The sequence below is a fragment of the bacterium genome, assembly GCA_016873475.1.
Lineage (GTDB): Bacteria > Krumholzibacteriota > Krumholzibacteriia > JACNKJ01 > JACNKJ01 > VGXI01.
The window spans coordinates 1-17,405 of sequence record VGXI01000052.1; the positions used below are offsets into that span (position 1 = coordinate 1).

Here is a 17,405-nt window from a genome sequence, read left to right on the forward strand (position 1 = left end):
CCCCGAACATCCAGGACGGCAGCATCCTGCACGTCGACGCCGGCTTCCCGCTGCGCATCGGGGATCGCGTCACGGTGGGACACGGGGCCATCCTCCACGGCTGCACGATCGAGGACGAAGCGCTGATCGGCATGGGAGCGACCGTGCTCAATGGCGCCACGGTGGGGCGCGGCAGCCTCGTCGCCGCGGGGGCACTCGTGCGCGAGGGCATGCAGATTCCGCCCTTCAGCCTCGTGGCCGGCGTTCCGGCCGCGATCAAGCGCGGCTTGCCCGAAGCGCAGGCCCTCGCCGCGCACCGGGCCTCGGCCCTTCACTACGCCGAGGGCGCGGCGCGCTATCGCCGCGGGCTGGCACCCGTCGAGGAGGACGCCGATGGCCGCTAGCGGGCGCCGCTTCCTCGCCCTCCTCGTCGCGCTCTCCGCGCTGGCCGGCGGCTTCGCGCTCCTGAGCCTGACGCCCGGCGCCGCCTGCGCGCGCGGCCTCAGCGCCGCCGAGGAGGCGGCCGCCGAGCGCGAGCACGCCGAGATCCTCGCCGCCTTCGAGCGCGGCGAGGCCGAGAGAGCGCGCGCGCGGGGAGCGGCCCTGCTCGAGCGCAGTCCGGACTGGCGGGGCGCGCCCGCCCTCGCCCGCCGTCTGGCGGAGAGCGATCTCGAGGAAGCGCGCTGGGCCCTCGCGCTCGAGCAGCTCAGCCGGCTGCTGGAGCGCTATCCGGCGAGTCCCGAGCGCTGGCCGGCCATCGTCCTGAAGGCGCGCGCCCTCGCGGCCTCCGGCCGCAGTCTCGACGCCGCGGTGGGGCTCGATCGTGCTCTCGAAACCTGGCAGGACGAGGCCTGGCGGCCGCGGGCCGAGGCCCTGCTCGCCGATCTGCTCGATCACGAGCTGGGCGCTGCCGACCTGCAGCGCTTCCTCGACCGGCGTCCCACCTCGCGCCGGCTGGGCCAGGCTCAGAAGGCGCTCGCCCGGGCGCAGGCGGCGCCGCGCCCCGGCGCCACCCCGGCGGCGACTCCGGCTGGCAGCGGACCGGCAGCGCCCGCTGCGGCGGCCGCGGCAGCGCCGGCGCCTGCCCCGCCGGCGTCTGTGCGCGGCGGCCGCGTCGGTCTGCTCGCGCCGCTCACGGGCCGCTACCAGATCTACGGCGAGGCCCTGCGCGACGGCGCTCGCCTGGCGCTGGGGCGCTTCAACAGTCAACGCGGCGCCGACTTCGCGCTCGTGGAGGCCGATACCGAGGGCGAGCCCGTCAAGGCGGCGCTCGCCGCGCGCCGGCTCATTCAGGTCGAGCAGGTGAGCGCTCTGCTGGGGGAGGTGCTCTCCAATCCGACCGTGGCGGCCGCCGTCGAGGCGAACGCGCGCGGGGTCCCCTTGCTCTCGCCGGCTGCCACCGCCGAGGACATCCATGCGGTGGGCGAGTGGGTCTTCCAGAATCGCATCAGCGGCGAGGCGCAGGCTCTGGCGCTGGGCCGCGTCGCTGTGCGCGAACTGCTGGGTGCTCGCTTCGCGGTGCTCTACCCGAAGCAGGGCGACGGCGAGACGCTGGCGCGACTCTTCGCGTCCACGGTCGAGGGCCTGGGCGGCGAGCTGGTCGCCTCGGTCGCCTACGACGTGGGGGCGACCGACTTCGGCGAAGTCCTCGAGGAACTGCGCGTCGCGCAGCCCGAGCTGCTCTTCCTGCCGGGCGAGGTCGAGCAGCTCATCCTCCTCGTGCCGCAGCTCGCCTTCTACGGCATCGACGCCCAGCTCCTGGGCAACGAAGCCTGGAATTCGCGGCGGCTCGCCCGCCAGGGCGGGGCTGGCATCGAGGGGGCCGTCTTCCCCAGCGACCTGCTACTCCTGCGCGATCGCGAGCTGCTGCGCGACTTCGAGCGCCTGCACGCCGAGCGCTTCGAGAGCGGCGTGCGCCCGATCGCAGCCCGCGGCTTCCTCGGCCTCACGCTCCTGCTCGAGTCGCTGCTGGAGGGCGGCGGGCAGCCCGCGGCCACGCGGGCGCTGCTGGCCGAGCGCACGGCGGCGGCCGCGGACGAGGCGACCCGCCGCGCGGCCCTGGCCGCGCAGGTCACCCTGATGACCGTGCACGGGGGCGAGATCCAACCCTTCCAGGCGGGACCGCCCTGGCGCCCGGCCGTCTCCGGCGGGGGCTTCATTGACGGCCCCTAGGGCCCGTGCTAGCCTGAGCCTTCTGCGAAAGCGAGTCCCCGTGCCCCAGTCCGCATGCGACCTCGAGCGGTCACTGCAGGCCATTCCGCCCGTCGACGCCCTCCTCGCCACGCCCGCCTTCGCGGCGCTGGCACGGCGCTGGCGGCGGGACGGCCTGCGGCGCTTCCTCAACCTGCGCCTGGCCGAATACCGCGCCGCCCTGCGCGCGGGCCACCGCCCGCCGCTCGCGCGCGCCGCCTTCCTTCGCCAGCAGGCGCCGCGCTGGGCGGCCGACTGGCGGGAACTCTGCGAGCAGAGCACCCGGCGCGTGATCAATGGCAGCGGTGTGCTTCTGCACACGAACCTCGGCCGCGCGACGCTCTCCGAGCGCGCCCAGCGCGAGCTCGCCCTCGCCGCGCGCTGGCCCGTCGATCTGGAGCTGGACCTGGCGACCGGCGAGCGCGCCGCGCGCACGCGCAAGGTCGAGCTGCTGCTCGCGCTGCTCACCGGCGCGGAAGCGGCCTTCGCCGTCAACAACAACGCGGCTGCGCTCACGCTCGCCGTCGATACCCTCGCGCGCGGGCGGCGCCTCATCGTCTCGCGCGGCGAGCAGGTGGAGATCGGCGGCTCCTTCCGCCTGCCGGAGATCCTCGAGCGCTTCGCCGGCCGCATGGTCGAGGTCGGCACCACCAACCGCACGCGGCGCAGCGACTACGCGAAGGCGATCGCCAAGCGCGGCGACGTGCTGCTCAAGGTGCACCGCAGCAACTTCAGCCAGATCGGCTACGTCGCCGAGGTGACGCTGGCCGAGCTGGTCGCTCTCGGCGCCGAGCAGGGCTGCCCGGTGATCTACGATCTCGGCAGCGGCCGCTTCGACCCGGGCGCCGAGTGGCTGGGTGAGCCGCCGCTGTCCGAGGCGCTCGCCGCCGGTCCCGACCTGATCAGCTTCAGCGGCGACAAGGTCTTCGGCGGACCGCAGGCGGGCATTCTGCTCGGCCGCACCGAGACGGTGGCCCGGCTCCGCGCCAATCCCCTTGCCCGCGCCCTGCGCCTGGACAAGCTGAACATCGCCGCTCTCCAGGCGACGCTCAGCGACCGCCTCGCCCTCGCGGCGCCCCTGCCGACGACCGCCATGCTCGATCGCGAGCGCGGCGCGATCGAGGCGCTCGCCCGCGAACTCGCGCGGCAGCTCACCGCGCCGCCGATCGCAGGCCTGGCCATCGAGGTGCAGACGAGCGCTGCGCGCAGCGGCGGCGGCGCCGCGGCGGAGAGCGACTGGCCCAGCGCCGGCCTCGCGCTGCGCGTGGCCGGCTGCTCGGCCCAGCGTCTCGCCCAGCGCCTGCGGGCGGCGCGGCCTGCGCTGCTCGGCACGGTGCGGCGCGAGGAGTTTTTCCTCGACTTGGCGGCGGTTTCCCGGGAAGAATTGCCGGAAGCGGCGCGCGTCCTGCGCCGCATCCTGGCCCAGGCGGTGAAGGAGGGGACCCGGCCGTGAGTCGGAGCGCTTTCCATGGCGGCAAGGAGCCGCCGCGCGGCGAGAGCGCCCTGGTCTGGCCGCCCGCAGGCGGCGAACCGGGAGCGGCCCTGGCCGAGCTGGCCGCGGCCGTCGACGCCCTCGGCGAGGCGGGCGCCCTGCTCCTGATCGAAGCGGCCGCGGACGGCGGCGCCGCTGCGCTGGATCTCTGCGCCCGCCTCGCGGCGCACTGGCAGGGCGCGGGCCGCAGCGTCCTGGTCGTGGACGCGCATCCCCTCGCGCCTTTCTTCGACGCCCCGGCCGGCGGCAGTCCCGAGGGTTTCACCGAGATCCTCCACTACGGGCTCAGTCCCGCGGCCGCGGCGAGCGAGCGGCCCGGCTGCGCAGGGCTCTGGATCGCCGGCGGCGGGCGCTGGGTCCTGCCCCTCGAGTCGCCCGAAGAGCCGGGCCGGACCCTGGCCCGCCTGCTGGGCGAGGCCGAGCGCGTCCTGCTGCTCGCCGATGCGGGCAATGCGGAGGGCCTGCTGCCGGCCCTGCGCGCGAACGTGCACACCCGGCTGTGCCTGAGCGCCGCGCCGGCAAAGGGCAGCGCGCCGGCGGCGACCGCGGCGCCGCGGCCCGCCACGGTGACGCCGCCCGCCACGGTGACGCCGCCCCGGAGCGAGCGGCCGCTCCGCGGCGCCCCTCCCCGCATGGGCGCGCCGCAGGGGCCGGCGCGGGACGGCGACCGGCCGGCAGCGAGGCGCCGCTGGCGCTGGCCGCTGCTCCTCGTGCCGGCGGGCGCTGTGCTGCTCGTCCTCGGCGTGTCTCTGATCCGCGGTCCCTGGCGCGGCGAAGGGCCCGGGCGCAGCCTCGAACGCGGCGGCGGCGACGCCTTCTCGCCGCTGCCGGGGCCGGCCGAGCTGCCCTACCGGGCGCCGCATGCGCCCGCGGATTCCCTGGCCGCGGCGCCGCCTGCCGCGCGCGAAACGAGCGAATCCGCGCCGGCGACCGCCCCCGCGCGGCGTTTCGAGCCGGCCGCCGGCTGGTCGCGGCTGCTCGCCGGGACGGGCCCCTTCTACGTCCACCTCGAATCCTATCGCGACAGCTTCCTGGCCGCGGAGGCCGCCGGCGCCCCGGCCGCGCGGCGGGTAGGGGCGCGCCTCGCGCCTGCCACCGTCGAGGGCGTGCGCTGGTATCGGCTCTGGCTCGGCCCCTTCACGGACATCGCGGGTGCGGCCGCCTGCCGCGACTCCCTCCTCGACCGCGCGGGCGAGGACTACTGCCGGATCGTGACACCGACGCCCTGACGCGGGCAGGAGCGAGGAGCAAGCGTGCGCCTATCGAGATTGGAGATGCTCGGCTTCAAGTCCTTCATGGGCAAGACCGCCCTGGATTTCGAGCCGGGCATCACGGCCGTGCTCGGACCCAACGGCTGCGGCAAGTCGAACATCGTCGACGCGATTCGCTGGGTGCTGGGCGAGCAGAGCGCGAAGCTCCTGCGCGGCACGAAGATGGAGAACGTCATCTTCGACGGCACGAAGCGCCGGGCGCCGATGGGCCTCGCCGAGGTGACCCTCACCTTCACGGGCGCCAACGAGACGCTGCCCGTCGAGTGGGACGAGATCAGCATCACGCGCCGCGTCACGCGCGCGGGCGGCAGCGAGTACTTCCTCAACCGCCAGCCCTATCGTCTGCACGAGATCCGCGACCTGCTCGCGGGTACCGGCCTGGGCAACCACGTCTACTCGATCATCGAGCTGGGCATGGTCAAGGACATCCTCGCCGAGACGGGCGACAAGCGCCGCCTGCTCTTCGAGGAAGCCAGCGGCATCATGCGCTACAAGCTGCGCCGCAAGGAGAGCCTGGCCAAGCTGACCGCCACCGAAGGCGACCTGACGCGGCTCACCGACATCCTCGACGAGCTGGGCAAGAGCGTGCGCTCGCTGAAGGTGCAGGTGGGGCGCGCGCGCAGCTATCAGCGCGTGAAGGAGGAGCTGACCGCCGCCGAGCGCCAGCTCGCCGCCGAGCAGCTGCACGCCTACTGGCAGCGGCAGCGCGCGCTCTTCCGCGAACGCGAGTGCGCGAGCGATGCCGGCCGCGAGAGCGAGGCGCGGCTCGCCGGCCTCGAGGCCGGGCTCGCGGCCGAGCAGCTCGAGCTCCCCACCCGCGAGGAGGAGTACAAGCGCCGCCGCGACCGGCTCGACGAGGTGACGGGCGCCTACCGCAGCCGCGAGGAGGAACTCGCCGTGCTCGAGGAGCGGGCCCGCGCCGAGGAGCGCCAGGCCGCGCTGCTCGAGCAGGAAGCCCGTCTGGCCGCCGAGGTGATCGAGCGCCTGGAGAGCGAGCGGCGCGAGCTGACCGGCGAGCGGGGCGAGCTGGAAGCTCTCGCCTCGCGCCTGGAGAGCGAGCTGGCGACGGTCGAGATCGAGCACCGGGAGCTGGATACCAGCTTCGGCGAGCGCCGCGGCGTCCTCACCCGAGAGAAGCAGCTCCAGCTCGACTTCGCGCGCCAGCAGGCCGAGACGAGCGGCGAGCTCGAGCGCCTGCGCGAGCGGCTCGCCGCCAGCGCGCGCCGGCAGAGCGAGCTGGCTGCCGAGACGGCAGCGCTGGACGCGCAGCGCGCCCAGCACGAGGCGGAGCTGGTCAGCCTGCGGCAGGGCGAGGCCGCCGCCGCTGCCGCGCTGCTCGCCCTGCAGGGGCGTCAGGAGGAGCTGCGCGCGGGAGCCGAGCGGGACGAGTTCGGCCGGCTCGAAGTGGAAGCCCTGCTGCGCGAGCTGGAGCTGAAGGCCGAGAAGGCCGCCGCGCGCCACGAACTGCTCGCCCGCCTGCGCGACGAAGGCGCGGGCTACCCCGAAGGCACGCGGCGTCTGCGCGATCGCCACGCGGGCGACGGCGACCTCCTCGGCGCGCTCGGCGACCTGCTGCGGGTGGAGAGCCGTTACCGCGTGGCCGTCGAGTGCGCCCTCGAGCGCGAACTGGGCGCCCTCGTCGTGCGCGGTGGTCGCGGTCTCGACTGGCTGCACGAATTGCGGGCGGAGGACGGCGGGCGCGCCCTGCTCGTCGAGTTGGCGGCCGTCGCCCCCGCGCCGGCCACCAGGACGCCCGCGGACTGCCTGCCGCTGATCGACCTCGTCGACGGCCCGCCCGAACTGCACGCCGCGCTGGCGCGCCTGCTCGCGCGGCACCACTACGCGCCCGACGCGGAGCGCGCGCGGGCGGCCCTGGCCGCGGCCGGCGGCGAGGAGCTGGTGCTCGTCACGCCGGAGGGCTTCGTGTTCCAGCGCGGCCTCGTGGCCGGCGGCAGCACGGGCCCCGAGGAGAGCCGACCCCTGGGCCGCGGCGAAGAGCTGGCGGCCCTGGCCAGCGAACTGGCGGCCCTGGCGCCGCAGCGGCAGCGCCTGGCCCAGGCGCGCGCCGATCACCTCGCCACGCAGACGGCCCTGCGCGAAGCGCTGGCGGCCCTCGAGGCCGAATTGCCCGCCGCCCGGGCCCGGCTCGCCGAACGCGAGACGGAGCGCGCGCGGATCGAGACGCGCCTCGCGCGCGCGGGCGAGGACGCCCAGGCCGTCGCCGACGAGATCGCCCTCCAGCAACGGCAGTCCGCCGCGTTCGCCGCGGCCCTCGCGGCCGCGGAGGCGGGCCTCGCGCAGCTCGGCGAGGCGCAGCCGGCCCAGTCCCTGGACCTGGCCGCCCTCGAGGTGGAGGTGGCGCGTCTGGAGCGCGAGCGCGACAGCGCGCGCGCCCGCGGCGACGAGCGCCGCCTGGAGATGACGGCCACCCGCGGCCGGCGCGAGAATCTGCGCCTGCGCGAGGAGAACCTCGAGCGCAACTTGGCGGGCCAGTGGTCGCGCCGCGAGAGCGGCGAGACCGGCGCCGCCACCAGCCGCGGCCAGGTGACGAACCTGCGCGAGCAGGCCCAGAGCCTCCGGGAGGGCCTCAGCGCGGAGCGCCGCGCGCTCGAAGTCCAGCGCGGCGACGCCGCTGCCCTGCTCGCCGAGATCGGCGCCCTGCGCGATGCGCTGGGCGAGCGGCAGGCGGAGCTGCGCCGCCTGCGCGAGGCGCAGCGCGAGAGCGAGCAGGCCGCCCACGCCCTGGACATCGAGATCAGCACCCTGCGCGTGAAGATGGAGGACCTGCAGGCGCGAGTTCGCGAGGAGCTGGGCGCCGAGCTGGATCCGGCCGCCGACCCGGCCGCCGACGGGGGCTACCGCCCGGCGGTGGAACAGAGCGTCGCGGAGGCTGTCGCCGCGCTCAAGGAGAAGCTCGCGCGCCTGGGCGTGGTCAATCTGCTCGCGCTGGAGGAGTACACGGAGAAGAACGCGCGCTACGAGTTCCTGCTCGCCCAGCAGGCGGACCTGCTCGCCGCGCGCGCGCAGCTGCTGGAGACCATCCGCACGATCAACGCCGAGGCCAAGCAGCGCTTCGCCGAGAGCTTCCGCGCGATCCGCGCGAACTTCATCGAGATCTTCTGCACGCTGTTCGACGGCGGCGAGGCGGACCTCGCCTTCACCATCGATCCCGAGGATCCGCTCGAGGGCGAGATCGTCGTCACCGCCAAGCCGCGCGAGAAGAACATCAGCACGGTACAGCTGCTCTCCAGCGGCGAGAAGACGCTCACCGCGCTCGCCCTGCTCTTCGCCGTCTACCTCAGCCAGCCCAGCCCCTTCTGCGTCTTCGACGAAGTGGATGCGCCGCTGGACGACGCCAACATCGCGCGCTTCACCAAGCTCGTGCGCGAGTTCAGCGCCCGCACGCAGTTCGTGATCATCACGCACAACAAGCGGACGATGGAAGTGGCCGGCCATCTCTACGGCGTGACGATGGAGGAGAGCGGCGTCTCCAAGCTGGTGAGCGTGGCGCTCGAGGACGTGCCGGACGACTTCGGCGCCCAGGCGGCGGCCGCCTCGTGAACCTCTTCGCGAAGCTGAAGGCCGGCCTCGGCAAGACCCGCAGCCAGCTCGTGGGGCGCGTCGAGACGCTCTTCGCGGGCGGCGGCCGCGCCGAGCTAGCGCCGGCCGTTTTCGAAGCGCTCGAGGAGCTGCTCATCGAGGCCGACCTCGGCGCGGAGCTCGCGGTCGACGTCGCCGAGCGCGCGCGGCAGCAACTGACAGCGGGCGGCGTCCGCGGGGACGACTTCGAGGCCGTGCTCGGCCTGCTGCGCGAGGCGATCGACGCGGAGCTGGCGGCCGGCCAGACGCCGGAGGCGCCCTGGGCGGCCGGGCCGCGCGTCGTCCTGCTGGTCGGCGTCAACGGCGTCGGCAAGACGACGAGCGCGGCCAAGCTGGCCTGGCAGCACCAGCAGGCCGGGCGCAAGGTGCTGCTCGCGGCGGCGGACACCTTCCGCGCCGCGGCGGGCGATCAGCTCGCGATCTGGGCCGAGCGCCTGGGCTGCGACATCGTGCGCCACGGGCCGGGCGCTGATCCGGCGGCCGTCGCCCACGACGCGATCGCTGCCGCCAAGGCGCGCGGGGTGGACGTCGTCATCGTCGACACGGCCGGGCGCCTGCACAACAAGGCGCACCTGATGGCCGAGCTGGCCAAGATCCGCCGCGTGATCGGCCGCGAGGTGGCGGGCGCGCCGCAGGAGGTGCTGCTCGTCATCGACGCCAACACGGGCCAGAACGCGATCCAGCAGTCGCGCGTCTTCAAGGAGGCGACGGAGGTGACGGGCATCGTGCTCGCCAAGCTCGACGGCACGGCCAAGGGCGGCGTCGTGCTGGCGATCGGCCGCGAGCTGGGCATCCCCGTGCGCTGGGTGGGTCTCGGCGAGACGCTCGCGGACCTGGCGCCCTTCGATCCGGCGGCCTTCAGCGCCGCGCTGCTGGCGAGGGATTGACGTGGCCGGCTGGCGCGGCGCGAGCAGCCGGCGCGAGGCGCTCTTCGCCCTGTTGCTCGCCGCGCTGACGCTGGCGCTCTACCGCGCGGCCTTCGGCGTCTTCTTCAGCACCGACGATCTGCTCTTCCTGCTGCGCGCCGACGGGCAGGTGCCCTGGGGCATGGGCACGCGCCGCCTGCTCTCGGTGCGGGTCTTCTTCAGCGCCGGCTGGCAGCTCTTCGGCGAGCGGCCGGCGCTCTTCCATCTCGCAATCCTGCTCCTGCACGCGGCGAACGCCTGGCTGCTCGCGCGGCTCGCGGGGCGGCTCGGCCTGGGCGAGACGGGCGGCTGGTTGGCGGCGCTCCTCTTCGTCTTCTCGCCGGTCGCCTTCACCTGCCTGCACTGGATCAGCGGCGTGCAGGACGTGCTGATGGCCAGCTTCGCGATCGCGGCCGTCTGGGTCTGGCTGCGGCCGGGGCGGCTCGCCGAGCCGCTCGCGCTGCTGCTCTACCTTTGCGCGCTGCTCAGCAAGGAGGCGGCCTACCTGCTGCCGATCGCGGCGCTCGTCTTGCCGGGGAGCGCTCTGCCCGGTGCGCCGGCCGGCCGGCGTGCGCGGCGGCTGCGCGCGCTCCTCGCCCTCGCGCCGGGGCTCGTCCTCCTCTACACGGGCGGCGCGCTGACGCCGCGCCCGGCGGGGGATCCCTACGCGGCGGCCTACGGCGCGAACATCCTCTGGAACGCCCTCACCTACAGCGCCTGGCTGCTGCGCCTCTGGACGCCCTTCCCCGATCAGGTGCCGCAGTACGAGCCCTCGCTCTGGCGCTGGGGGCTGGTCCTGCCCCTCGCGCTCGGTCTACTCGCTGTCTGGCGCCCGCGCTGGCGCGCCGCAGTCGGTGCCGCCGCGCTCGTGGCCCTCGTCCTGGTCGCGCCGGTCCTGCCGCTCGTGCGGCACAGCTACCTCTACTACCTCTACCTGCCACTCGCGCCGCTCTGGCTGCTGGCGGCCGCGGGGCTCGCGCGGCTGCCCCTGCCCTCGCCGCGCTGGGCGCTCCTGGCGCCGCTCCTCCTGGCCGCGCTCTGCGCCTGGCGCCTCGAGGCGCGCACGGCGATGACCCTCGAGGGCAAGCTGCAGGCCGATCCGATGCTGCGCTACGGCGCGCTCGTCGAGGCGGCCGTGCGCGAGCTGCGCGCCGAGCCGACGCCGCCCCAGGGGGAGGTGCTCGCGATCGCGCCCTTCGTCGGCGAGGCGGTGGACCTCGCGGCCGGCCTGCGCGCGACCCCCGGCGCGCGGCGCGTGCAGTTCCTGCCCGTCGACAAGGCGCTCTACCAGGGCGCGGCCGTGCCGCTCTTCTTCCCGGCGGTGACCAGCTTCCGCGTGCTCAGCGCGCTGCCCGGCGTCGAGCCGGGCGCCGATCCCGCCTGGCAGCGCAGCGAACTCTACCTGCTCTCGGGTCTCACCGACTTCCGCTACCTGGGCCGCGGCGAGGTCGGGCGGCGGGAGCTGACGCGGGTGCTCTTCCAGCAGCGCTACCTGCGCGAGGCGATCCGCGAAGTGGAGGTGCTGCAGGCCCTGCATCCCGACGATCCCGATCTCCTCTACGATCGCGGCGTACTGGCCCTGGTCACGGGAGACGCGGCGGGCGCGGAAGCGATCCGCGCGCGGCTCGCGGCGCTCGCGGCCGCGGCGCCGGACCGGGCGGGGCAGGCGCTGCGGGACTTCGAGGCGGCGCTGGCGCGCGCGGCGTCCGCCGCGGCGGACAGGGCGGCCGGGTCAGCGCGCTAGCGCCAGCGCACGGCCTGGCGGTCGTAGTCCGTCTTGATGCGGTAGGCGTCCAGCGGCGCGCTCTCGGGCAGGGGCTTCACGCGCAGCATCTCGCTCGCCTCGCCCTGGCGGTACTCCACCTCGAGCAGCTCCGCGCTGCGGCCCTTGCCGTAGCGGCCGATGAGGGCCGCCATCAGCTCGCGCTCCGCGCGCGTCGGAGTAGGCGCGCCGGGCAGCACGTGCACGAAGCCGAGCGGGCCCGACACGAAGGGCGCCTCGAGGAAGGGCCCCTCCGGGAAGAAGTGCTTGAGGAAGTTGTTCTCGGCCTCCTCGCGCCCGACGACGAGCTTGAGCCCCGGCGTGAGCCGGAAGTGCCGGCCCACCTTGAGCAGCAGGATGTCCCGCTCCGTGGGGCGCGCGCCCGCGGGCAGGTGCAGCACGAGGTCGGCGAAGCGCGCGGCGTAGACGATGTCCGTCAGGTAGCAGCAGCCGCCGGCCGGATTGGGGATGTCGTCCAAACCGGCGGCGGCGGCGAGCTGGTACTGCAGCCGGCGCGTCCGGCCCTGGATGCGCAGGAGCTTCTCGCGGTCCACCCAGCCCCGCTTCTCGGGCTCGGTGGGGGCGAGGAGCCGCGCCGAGAGCGGCCGCAGCAGGAAGCCGGCCAGCCCGCTCTCGCGCTCGATGGTTTGCATCGCCTGCAGGTGCTGGCTCATCGGCCGCTGGCCGAGCACCTCGCCGGTGAAGACGAAGTCCGCGCCCTCCTCCAGCATGATCGCCCGCGCCGCGCGCAGCATGTAGGCGCGGCAGTCGACGCAGGGATTGAGGTTGGCGCCGTAGCCGTGGCGGGGGCGGAGGATCACGTCGAGATAGCCCTCGGCGAGATCGACGATGCGCACGGGCACTTCGAGGTCGGCGCCCGCGCGCAGGGCCTCGTTGCGCAGGCGGCGGGGGTCCTGCCGCTTGCCGAGGGCGCCCATCGCGCGGTGGTGGTCGCTGCGGCAGAAGCCCGTCGAGAAGTTGATGCCGAGCACGGCGATGCCCTGCTCGGCGATCACGCGCGCGGCGAGCGTGCTGTCCAGGCCGCCCGAGATGAGGCCGATGGCCTTCACCCGGCTGCCATCTTCCTTGAGCCGCGAGGCCAGGCTCATGGGCTGTCGCCCACCTTCATGATGAGGACGCGGATCAGGCGGCCCTCCTCTTCAACGGCCAGCAGCCGCTGCCGGTGCGCGCGACACCAGGCCGGCAGGTCCAGCTTGACGCCGATGTCGTCGGCCAGCACCTCGAGCACCTCGCCCGCTGCCAGTTCGCGCATGGCCTTGTCGGTGTCGATCACCGGCCGCGGGCAGTAGCTGCCGCGCGTGTCGAGTCGGCGGGTGACGCCCGGGCGATCGGGGGCGCTCATCGGGGATCGGACTCCTCGGCCTGCGTTCACGGATAGTGTAGCAATTCTGCTCGGCATTGCACGCGCCCGCGACATCCGGCGGATCCGAATCCCCGCTGAGGGGCGGGCGCAGCGCCGGCGGCGGGCGCGAGAGTGCGAGCGGGCCCACGTTCGCACTCGGCCTGAGCTGGCTCTGGGGCGGCTAGCCGCCGGGGAGCCCAGCGGCCGCGCTACTCGTAGCGCAGCGCCTCGATGGGATCGAGCCGCGAGGCCTTGCGCGCCGGCCAGAAGCCGAAGAAGATGCCGATCGCCGCCGCGAACAGGAAGGCGAGCAGCACGGCGTCCGGCGGCACGAGGATGGGCCAACGCGCGAAGCGCGCCACCAGCTTCGCGGTGGCGAAGCCGAGGCCAATGCCAGCCAGGCCGCCGATCGCCGCCAGCACCACCGCCTCGGCCAAGAACTGGATCAGGATGTGCCAGCCCTTGGCGCCCACCGCCATCCGGATGCCGATCTCGCGCGTGCGCTCGGTCACCGAGACCAGCATGATGTTCATGATCCCGATGCCGCCCACGAGCAGCGACACGGAGGCGATCGCCGCGAGCAGGATGCGCATCACGCGCGAGGTGGAGCCCATCACGCTCGCGATGTCCTGCTGCGTGCGCACGGTGAAGTCGTCGTCGGCGCCGGGGCCGATCCGGTGCCGCTGGCGCAGCAGCTCCTGGATGCCGGCCACCGCCTGGGGCATCGTCTCCGCCGAGCTGGCCGAGGCGAGGATCATCGACAGCTTGGTCTGGCCGGAGAGACGCTTCATGACCGTCGTGTAGGGAACGACGACGACGTCGTCCTGGTCGCGGCCCCAGCTGTTCTGGCCCTTCTTGGCGAGCACGCCGATCACCGTGAAGGGCATCTTCTGCACGCGGATGATCTGACCGACCGGATCCGCGCCCGCGAAGAGCTGCGTGGCCACCGTCTGGCCGACCACTGCAACCTTGGCGACCCCGCGCACGGCCGAGTCGTTGAAGCCGCTGCCGCTCACGATCGGCCAGCTGCGGATCTCGAAGTAGTCGGCGTCGCCGCCCTGGATCGAGGTGAACCAGTTCTGGTTGCCGTAGACCACCATGCCGCGGCTGTCCGCCGTCGGGCTCAGCCGCGTGATGAAGGGCACCTGGGCCTCGATGGCCCTGGCGTCCTCCTCGGTGAGGGTCGACATGCTGCCGGCGCCGCCGTGCCGGCCGCCGCTCATGAAGGAGCCCGGGAAGACGTTGATCAGATTGTCGCCCAGCGAGGAGATCTGCGCCTGCACCAGGCTCGAGGCGCCCTCGCCGATGCCGACCATGGCGATCACGGCCCCGACCCCGATCACGATGCCGAGCACCGTGAGCCCCGAGCGCAGCTTGTTGCGCCCGATCGAGCGCAGGGCGACCTTGAGCAGCAGCCAGACTCTCATGCGGCACCCTCCGGAACGCCGAGCAGCCCGGGCAGGCGGACCGCGCTGGCCGCGGGCAGCCGGCGCAGCTCCTCGCCGGCGTCGCGGCGCCGCGCGATCGGGTGGTCCTCGACGATGAGCCCGTCGCGCAGGACGATCACTCGCGTGGCGTATTCGGCGATGTCCGTCTCGTGCGTGATCAGCGCCACGGTCATCCCCTTCGCATTCAGTTCCTGGAAGACCTGCATCATTCCTACCGAGGTGCGGGTGTCGAGGTTGCCCGTCGGTTCGTCGGCGAGCAGGATGTCGGGATCGTTGACCAGCGCCCGCGCCACGGCGACCCGCTGCTGCTGCCCGCCCGAGAGCTGGCTCGGCACGTGGTGCGCCCGCTCGCCGAGGCCCACGCGCTCCAGGCTCGCCCGCGCCCGCCGCTCGATGCCGCTGCCCGCTCCCTTGCCCGCGCTGTAGACGAGAGGCAGGGCGACGTTCTCGAGCGCGCTCGTGCGCGCGAGCAGGTTGAAGCTCTGGAAGACGAATCCGATCCGCCGATTGCGGATCTCGGCGAGCTGGTCGCGGCCCAGGCGGCCGACGTCCTCGCCGCGCAGCGCGTAGCGCCCGGCGGTCGGCTTGTCCAGGCAACCGACGATGTTCATCAGGGTCGACTTGCCGCTGCCCGAGGCGCCCATGATCGCCACCATCTCGCCGGCCTCCACGCGGAAGCTCACCCCGCGCAGCGCGATCACCTGGCTCTCGCCGCGGCCGTAGACCTTGACCACCTCGTGGATGTCGATGACCGCGCCCACTCGCGTCCCCCCCGGCTACATGCGGCGGCCGCCGCCCGGGGGCCGCGGCTGGAAGGGATTGACGACGCCCGCTTCGGGGGGCCTGCCCCCGCCGGTCTCGAGCGCGAGCACGACCTGCGCTCCCTCGGCAATCGTCTCGCCGAAGACGGCCGTGAAGCTGCCGTCGCTCACGCCGGTGCGGACGGCGACGGCCTGGAGCTCGCCGTTCGCGGCGAGCAGGTAGAGCTGGCCGGTGCGCGGCGCCGGCGCGGCGCGGTCCGCAGCCGGGCGCTCGTGGCCCGCGGCGCCCCGCTCGGCGCCGGGGCGCTCCCGACGCGACTCGCCGCGACCGGCCGCCGCTGCCTGGGCGGCGCCGGGCCCGCCGTCGCCCGGGCTCGCGCCCGGGGGGCGGAAGCGCAGGGCCATCGCCGGCACCTTCAGCACGTCGCGCGCGGCATCGACGAGCACGGAGACATTGGCCGTCATGCCGGGCAGCAGCTGCTGCTCGGGATTCTCGACGCGGATCACGACCGTGTAGGTGACGACGTTCGAGATCGTCTGCGGCGCGAGGCGGATCTGGTGCACGCTGCCGGTGAAGCGCAGGTCGGGATAGGCGTCCACGGTGAAGCTCGCCGCTTGGTTCTCGCGGATGCTGCCGATGTCCGCCTCGTCGACGGCCGCCTCGAGCTGCATCTGCGTCAGGTCCTGGGCGATCGTGTAGAGCGTGGGCGCCGAGAGCGAGGCCGCCACGGTCTGGCCGACGTCGACGTCGCGGGAGACGACGACGCCGTCGATCGGGGAGCTGATCGTCGCGTAGCGCAGGTTGGTCTGGGCGCGCTCGAGCGAGGCGCGCGCGCTCTCCACGGAGGCGCGGGCGGCCTCCAGCGCGGTGAGCGCGGCGTCGAGCTCCGCCTGCGAGACGAGGCCCTCGGCCGCGAGCGGGGCCGTGCGGGCGCTGTCCCGCGCGGCCTGGCGCAGGGCGACCTCCGCGCGTGTCAGATCGGCGCGGTTCTGGGCGACCTGGGCCTTGAGGAAGGTGGGGTCGAGCTGGGCCAGCACCTGCCCGGCGCGAACGCGGTCGTTGAAGTCCGCGTAGAGGGCGGCGATGGTGCCGCTGACCTGGCTGCCCACCTGGACGGTCGTCACCGGGTTGAGCGTGCCGGTCGCCGACACGCGCACCTCGATGTCGCCGCGGCTGACGGCCTCGCTGCGGTAGCGCGGGGCGGCCTCGCCGCGCCGGCCGAACTTCCAGAGCGCGGCGGCGCCGACGAGCACCGCCACGGCGATCGCGATCCAGAGTCCGAGCTTGCGCATCGACAGAGCCTCCATCCCGGCCGCCGCCCGGCCGGCGCCGGCAGCCGCATCTCGCCTGCGAAGGGGGGATCCTAGCACGGAGGGACACGCGCCGCCGCCAAAATGCGGCGCGCGCCCCCGCGTTGCAATGGCCGCTGTGCTCCCGCGGTTTCCGGGATCCACCCCTCGCCTGAACACCGGGAGCTCGCCATGCGCCGCCACGCCCTCTGCGCCCTGCTGCTTCTCGCCAGCCTCGGGAGCCAGCCCGTGCACGCCAAGCTCGTCACGCAGACGCTCACCGACACGCACGCCGGGCGCACCTGCGAGGGCACCCTCGCCGACGACGACGCGCTCGCCCGCGATCCCCGCGTCGCCCCGCAGCGCCTGGCCGCCATTGGCTACTGCTTCGGCGGCAGCGGCGCCCTCGATGTCGCCCGCTCCGGCGCAGCCGATCCCTTCGTCAAGCTGGACGAGCTGCAGGCCTTCGTCGCCGAGATGGAAGCCGCGCGGGTGGACTACCAGCTCGTTCTCTACGCGGGGGCGGTCCGCGCCTTCACGCAGCGCGAGGCGGGCACGGATCCCAGCGCAGGAGCGGCCTACAACGCGGCGGCCGACCGGCGCTCCTGGGCCCAGCTGCAGGCGTTCTTCTCAGAAATCCTCGACTGAGAGGCGCCTTGACAGGGTCCGGAACCCTGGGTTTATTGAGGCAGCCTTCGGGGCGGGGTGAAACTCCCCACCGGCGGTGATCTCCTCTCGCGAGAGAGGCCCAGCCCGCGAGCGGCGCGAGCCGCAGATCCGGTGCGAACCCGGAGCCGACGGTCAAAGTCCGGATGGGAGAAGGCTGTCGGCGCGAGCTGCGCCCTGCCTTCGCACGCCCCGAGGTTCCGCCTCGGTTTTTTTGTGCCCGCCGGCGAGGGGGGAGCGTGAGCGCGAATCCGCAAGGCGAGTCGCAGTGGACGGGCGAGACGGCGGCCGATCGCCGCTGGCTCCTGCGCTGTCTGGAACTCGCCGCGCGCGGCGGGCGCGCCGTCGCGCCGAATCCGCAGGTGGGGGCCGTCCTCGTCAAGGCGGGACGCCTGATCGGCGAGGGCTGGCACCAGCGCGTGGGCAGCCCGCACGCCGAGCGGGAGGCCCTGGCCGCGGCCAGCGAGGATCCGCGCGGCGCCACGCTCTACGTCAGTCTCGAGCCCTGCCACCGTCATGGCCGCACGCCGCCCTGCACGGAGGCCATCCTCGCCGCGGGCATCGCGCGGGTCGTCTACGCGCTGGAGGATCCCAACCCGCGCGAGCGGGGCGAAAGCCACCGCCTGCTCGCGGCGGCGGGCCTCGCGGTGACGGGCGGCCCGCTCGCCGCCGCGGGGG

14 protein-coding genes and 1 riboswitch are annotated in these 17,405 nt (G+C 74.4%); of the genes, 9 read left to right on the forward strand and 5 right to left on the reverse strand.

The features are described 5' to 3' along the window. The 7 genes from FJ251_06300 to FJ251_06330 all read left to right on the forward strand — a co-directional run. The coding region (locus tag FJ251_06300; GenBank protein ID MBM4117344.1) for a gamma carbonic anhydrase family protein at positions 1–383 on the forward strand (383 nt) is incomplete at its 5' end. Continuing rightward, positions 373–2,151, forward strand: coding sequence for a hypothetical protein (locus FJ251_06305; GenBank protein ID MBM4117345.1), 1,779 nt, complete (start codon positions 373–375; stop codon positions 2,149–2,151). The genes FJ251_06300 and FJ251_06305, both read left to right, overlap by 11 nt. Further along, positions 2,138–3,622 carry an L-seryl-tRNA(Sec) selenium transferase gene (gene selA, locus FJ251_06310; protein ID MBM4117346.1) on the forward strand — a complete coding sequence of 495 codons (1,485 nt, stop codon included), beginning with the start codon at positions 2,138–2,140 and terminating at the stop codon, positions 3,620–3,622. Before FJ251_06305 ends, selA begins: the two co-directional genes overlap by 14 nt. After that, entirely contained in the window at positions 3,619–4,890 is a 1,272-nt protein-coding gene (locus tag FJ251_06315) for a hypothetical protein (protein ID MBM4117347.1), read from the forward strand. The genes selA and FJ251_06315 overlap by 4 nt, the downstream gene beginning before the upstream one ends. A gap of 45 nt (positions 4,891–4,935) precedes the next feature. Beyond that, a complete protein-coding gene (gene smc / locus FJ251_06320) occupies positions 4,936–8,493 on the forward strand; it encodes a chromosome segregation protein SMC (protein MBM4117348.1) in 3,558 nt (1,185 codons plus the stop codon). Beyond that, the gene (gene ftsY / locus FJ251_06325; GenBank protein ID MBM4117349.1) at positions 8,490–9,419 is read left to right on the forward strand and encodes a signal recognition particle-docking protein FtsY; all 930 of its coding nucleotides are present in this window, start codon (positions 8,490–8,492) and stop codon (positions 9,417–9,419) included. Before smc ends, ftsY begins: the two co-directional genes overlap by 4 nt. A gap of 1 nt (position 9,420) precedes the next feature. Continuing rightward, a complete protein-coding gene (locus tag FJ251_06330; GenBank protein MBM4117350.1) occupies positions 9,421–11,181 on the forward strand; it encodes a hypothetical protein in 1,761 nt (586 codons plus the stop codon). Here FJ251_06330 and FJ251_06335 read toward each other — a convergent pair. The 5 genes from FJ251_06335 to FJ251_06355 form a co-directional block, all read right to left on the reverse strand. Next, positions 11,178–12,308 (reverse strand): thiamine biosynthesis protein, encoded by a 1,131-nt coding sequence (locus FJ251_06335; protein ID MBM4117351.1) that lies wholly within the window; start codon positions 12,306–12,308, stop codon positions 11,178–11,180. The two genes, FJ251_06330 and FJ251_06335, sit on opposite strands and share 4 nt — an antisense overlap. Continuing rightward, positions 12,305–12,562 (reverse strand): sulfurtransferase TusA family protein, encoded by a 258-nt coding sequence (locus FJ251_06340; protein ID MBM4117352.1) that lies wholly within the window; start codon positions 12,560–12,562, stop codon positions 12,305–12,307. Before FJ251_06340 ends, FJ251_06335 begins: the two co-directional genes overlap by 4 nt. A 209-nt stretch (positions 12,563–12,771) precedes the next feature. After that, complete coding sequence (locus tag FJ251_06345; GenBank protein ID MBM4117353.1) at positions 12,772–13,989, reverse strand: FtsX-like permease family protein; 1,218 nt, start codon at positions 13,987–13,989, stop codon at positions 12,772–12,774. Continuing rightward, complete coding sequence (locus FJ251_06350) at positions 13,986–14,771, reverse strand: ABC transporter ATP-binding protein (GenBank protein MBM4117354.1); 786 nt, start codon at positions 14,769–14,771, stop codon at positions 13,986–13,988. The genes FJ251_06345 and FJ251_06350 overlap by 4 nt, the downstream gene beginning before the upstream one ends. A 15-nt stretch (positions 14,772–14,786) precedes the next feature. Further along, positions 14,787–16,079 (reverse strand): efflux RND transporter periplasmic adaptor subunit, encoded by a 1,293-nt coding sequence (locus FJ251_06355; GenBank protein MBM4117355.1) that lies wholly within the window; start codon positions 16,077–16,079, stop codon positions 14,787–14,789. An 87-nt stretch (positions 16,080–16,166) separates the two neighbouring features. On the opposite strand from FJ251_06355, the gene FJ251_06360 reads away from it, so the two are divergent. Then, a complete protein-coding gene (locus tag FJ251_06360) occupies positions 16,167–16,709 on the forward strand; it encodes a hypothetical protein (protein ID MBM4117356.1) in 543 nt (180 codons plus the stop codon). 39 nt (positions 16,710–16,748) lie between these two features. Continuing rightward, positions 16,749–16,889, forward strand: a riboswitch (FMN riboswitch). A 77-nt stretch (positions 16,890–16,966) separates the two neighbouring features. Then, positions 16,967–17,405: riboflavin biosynthesis protein RibD (locus FJ251_06365; protein ID MBM4117357.1), on the forward strand; the 439-nt coding region annotated here is incomplete at its 3' end.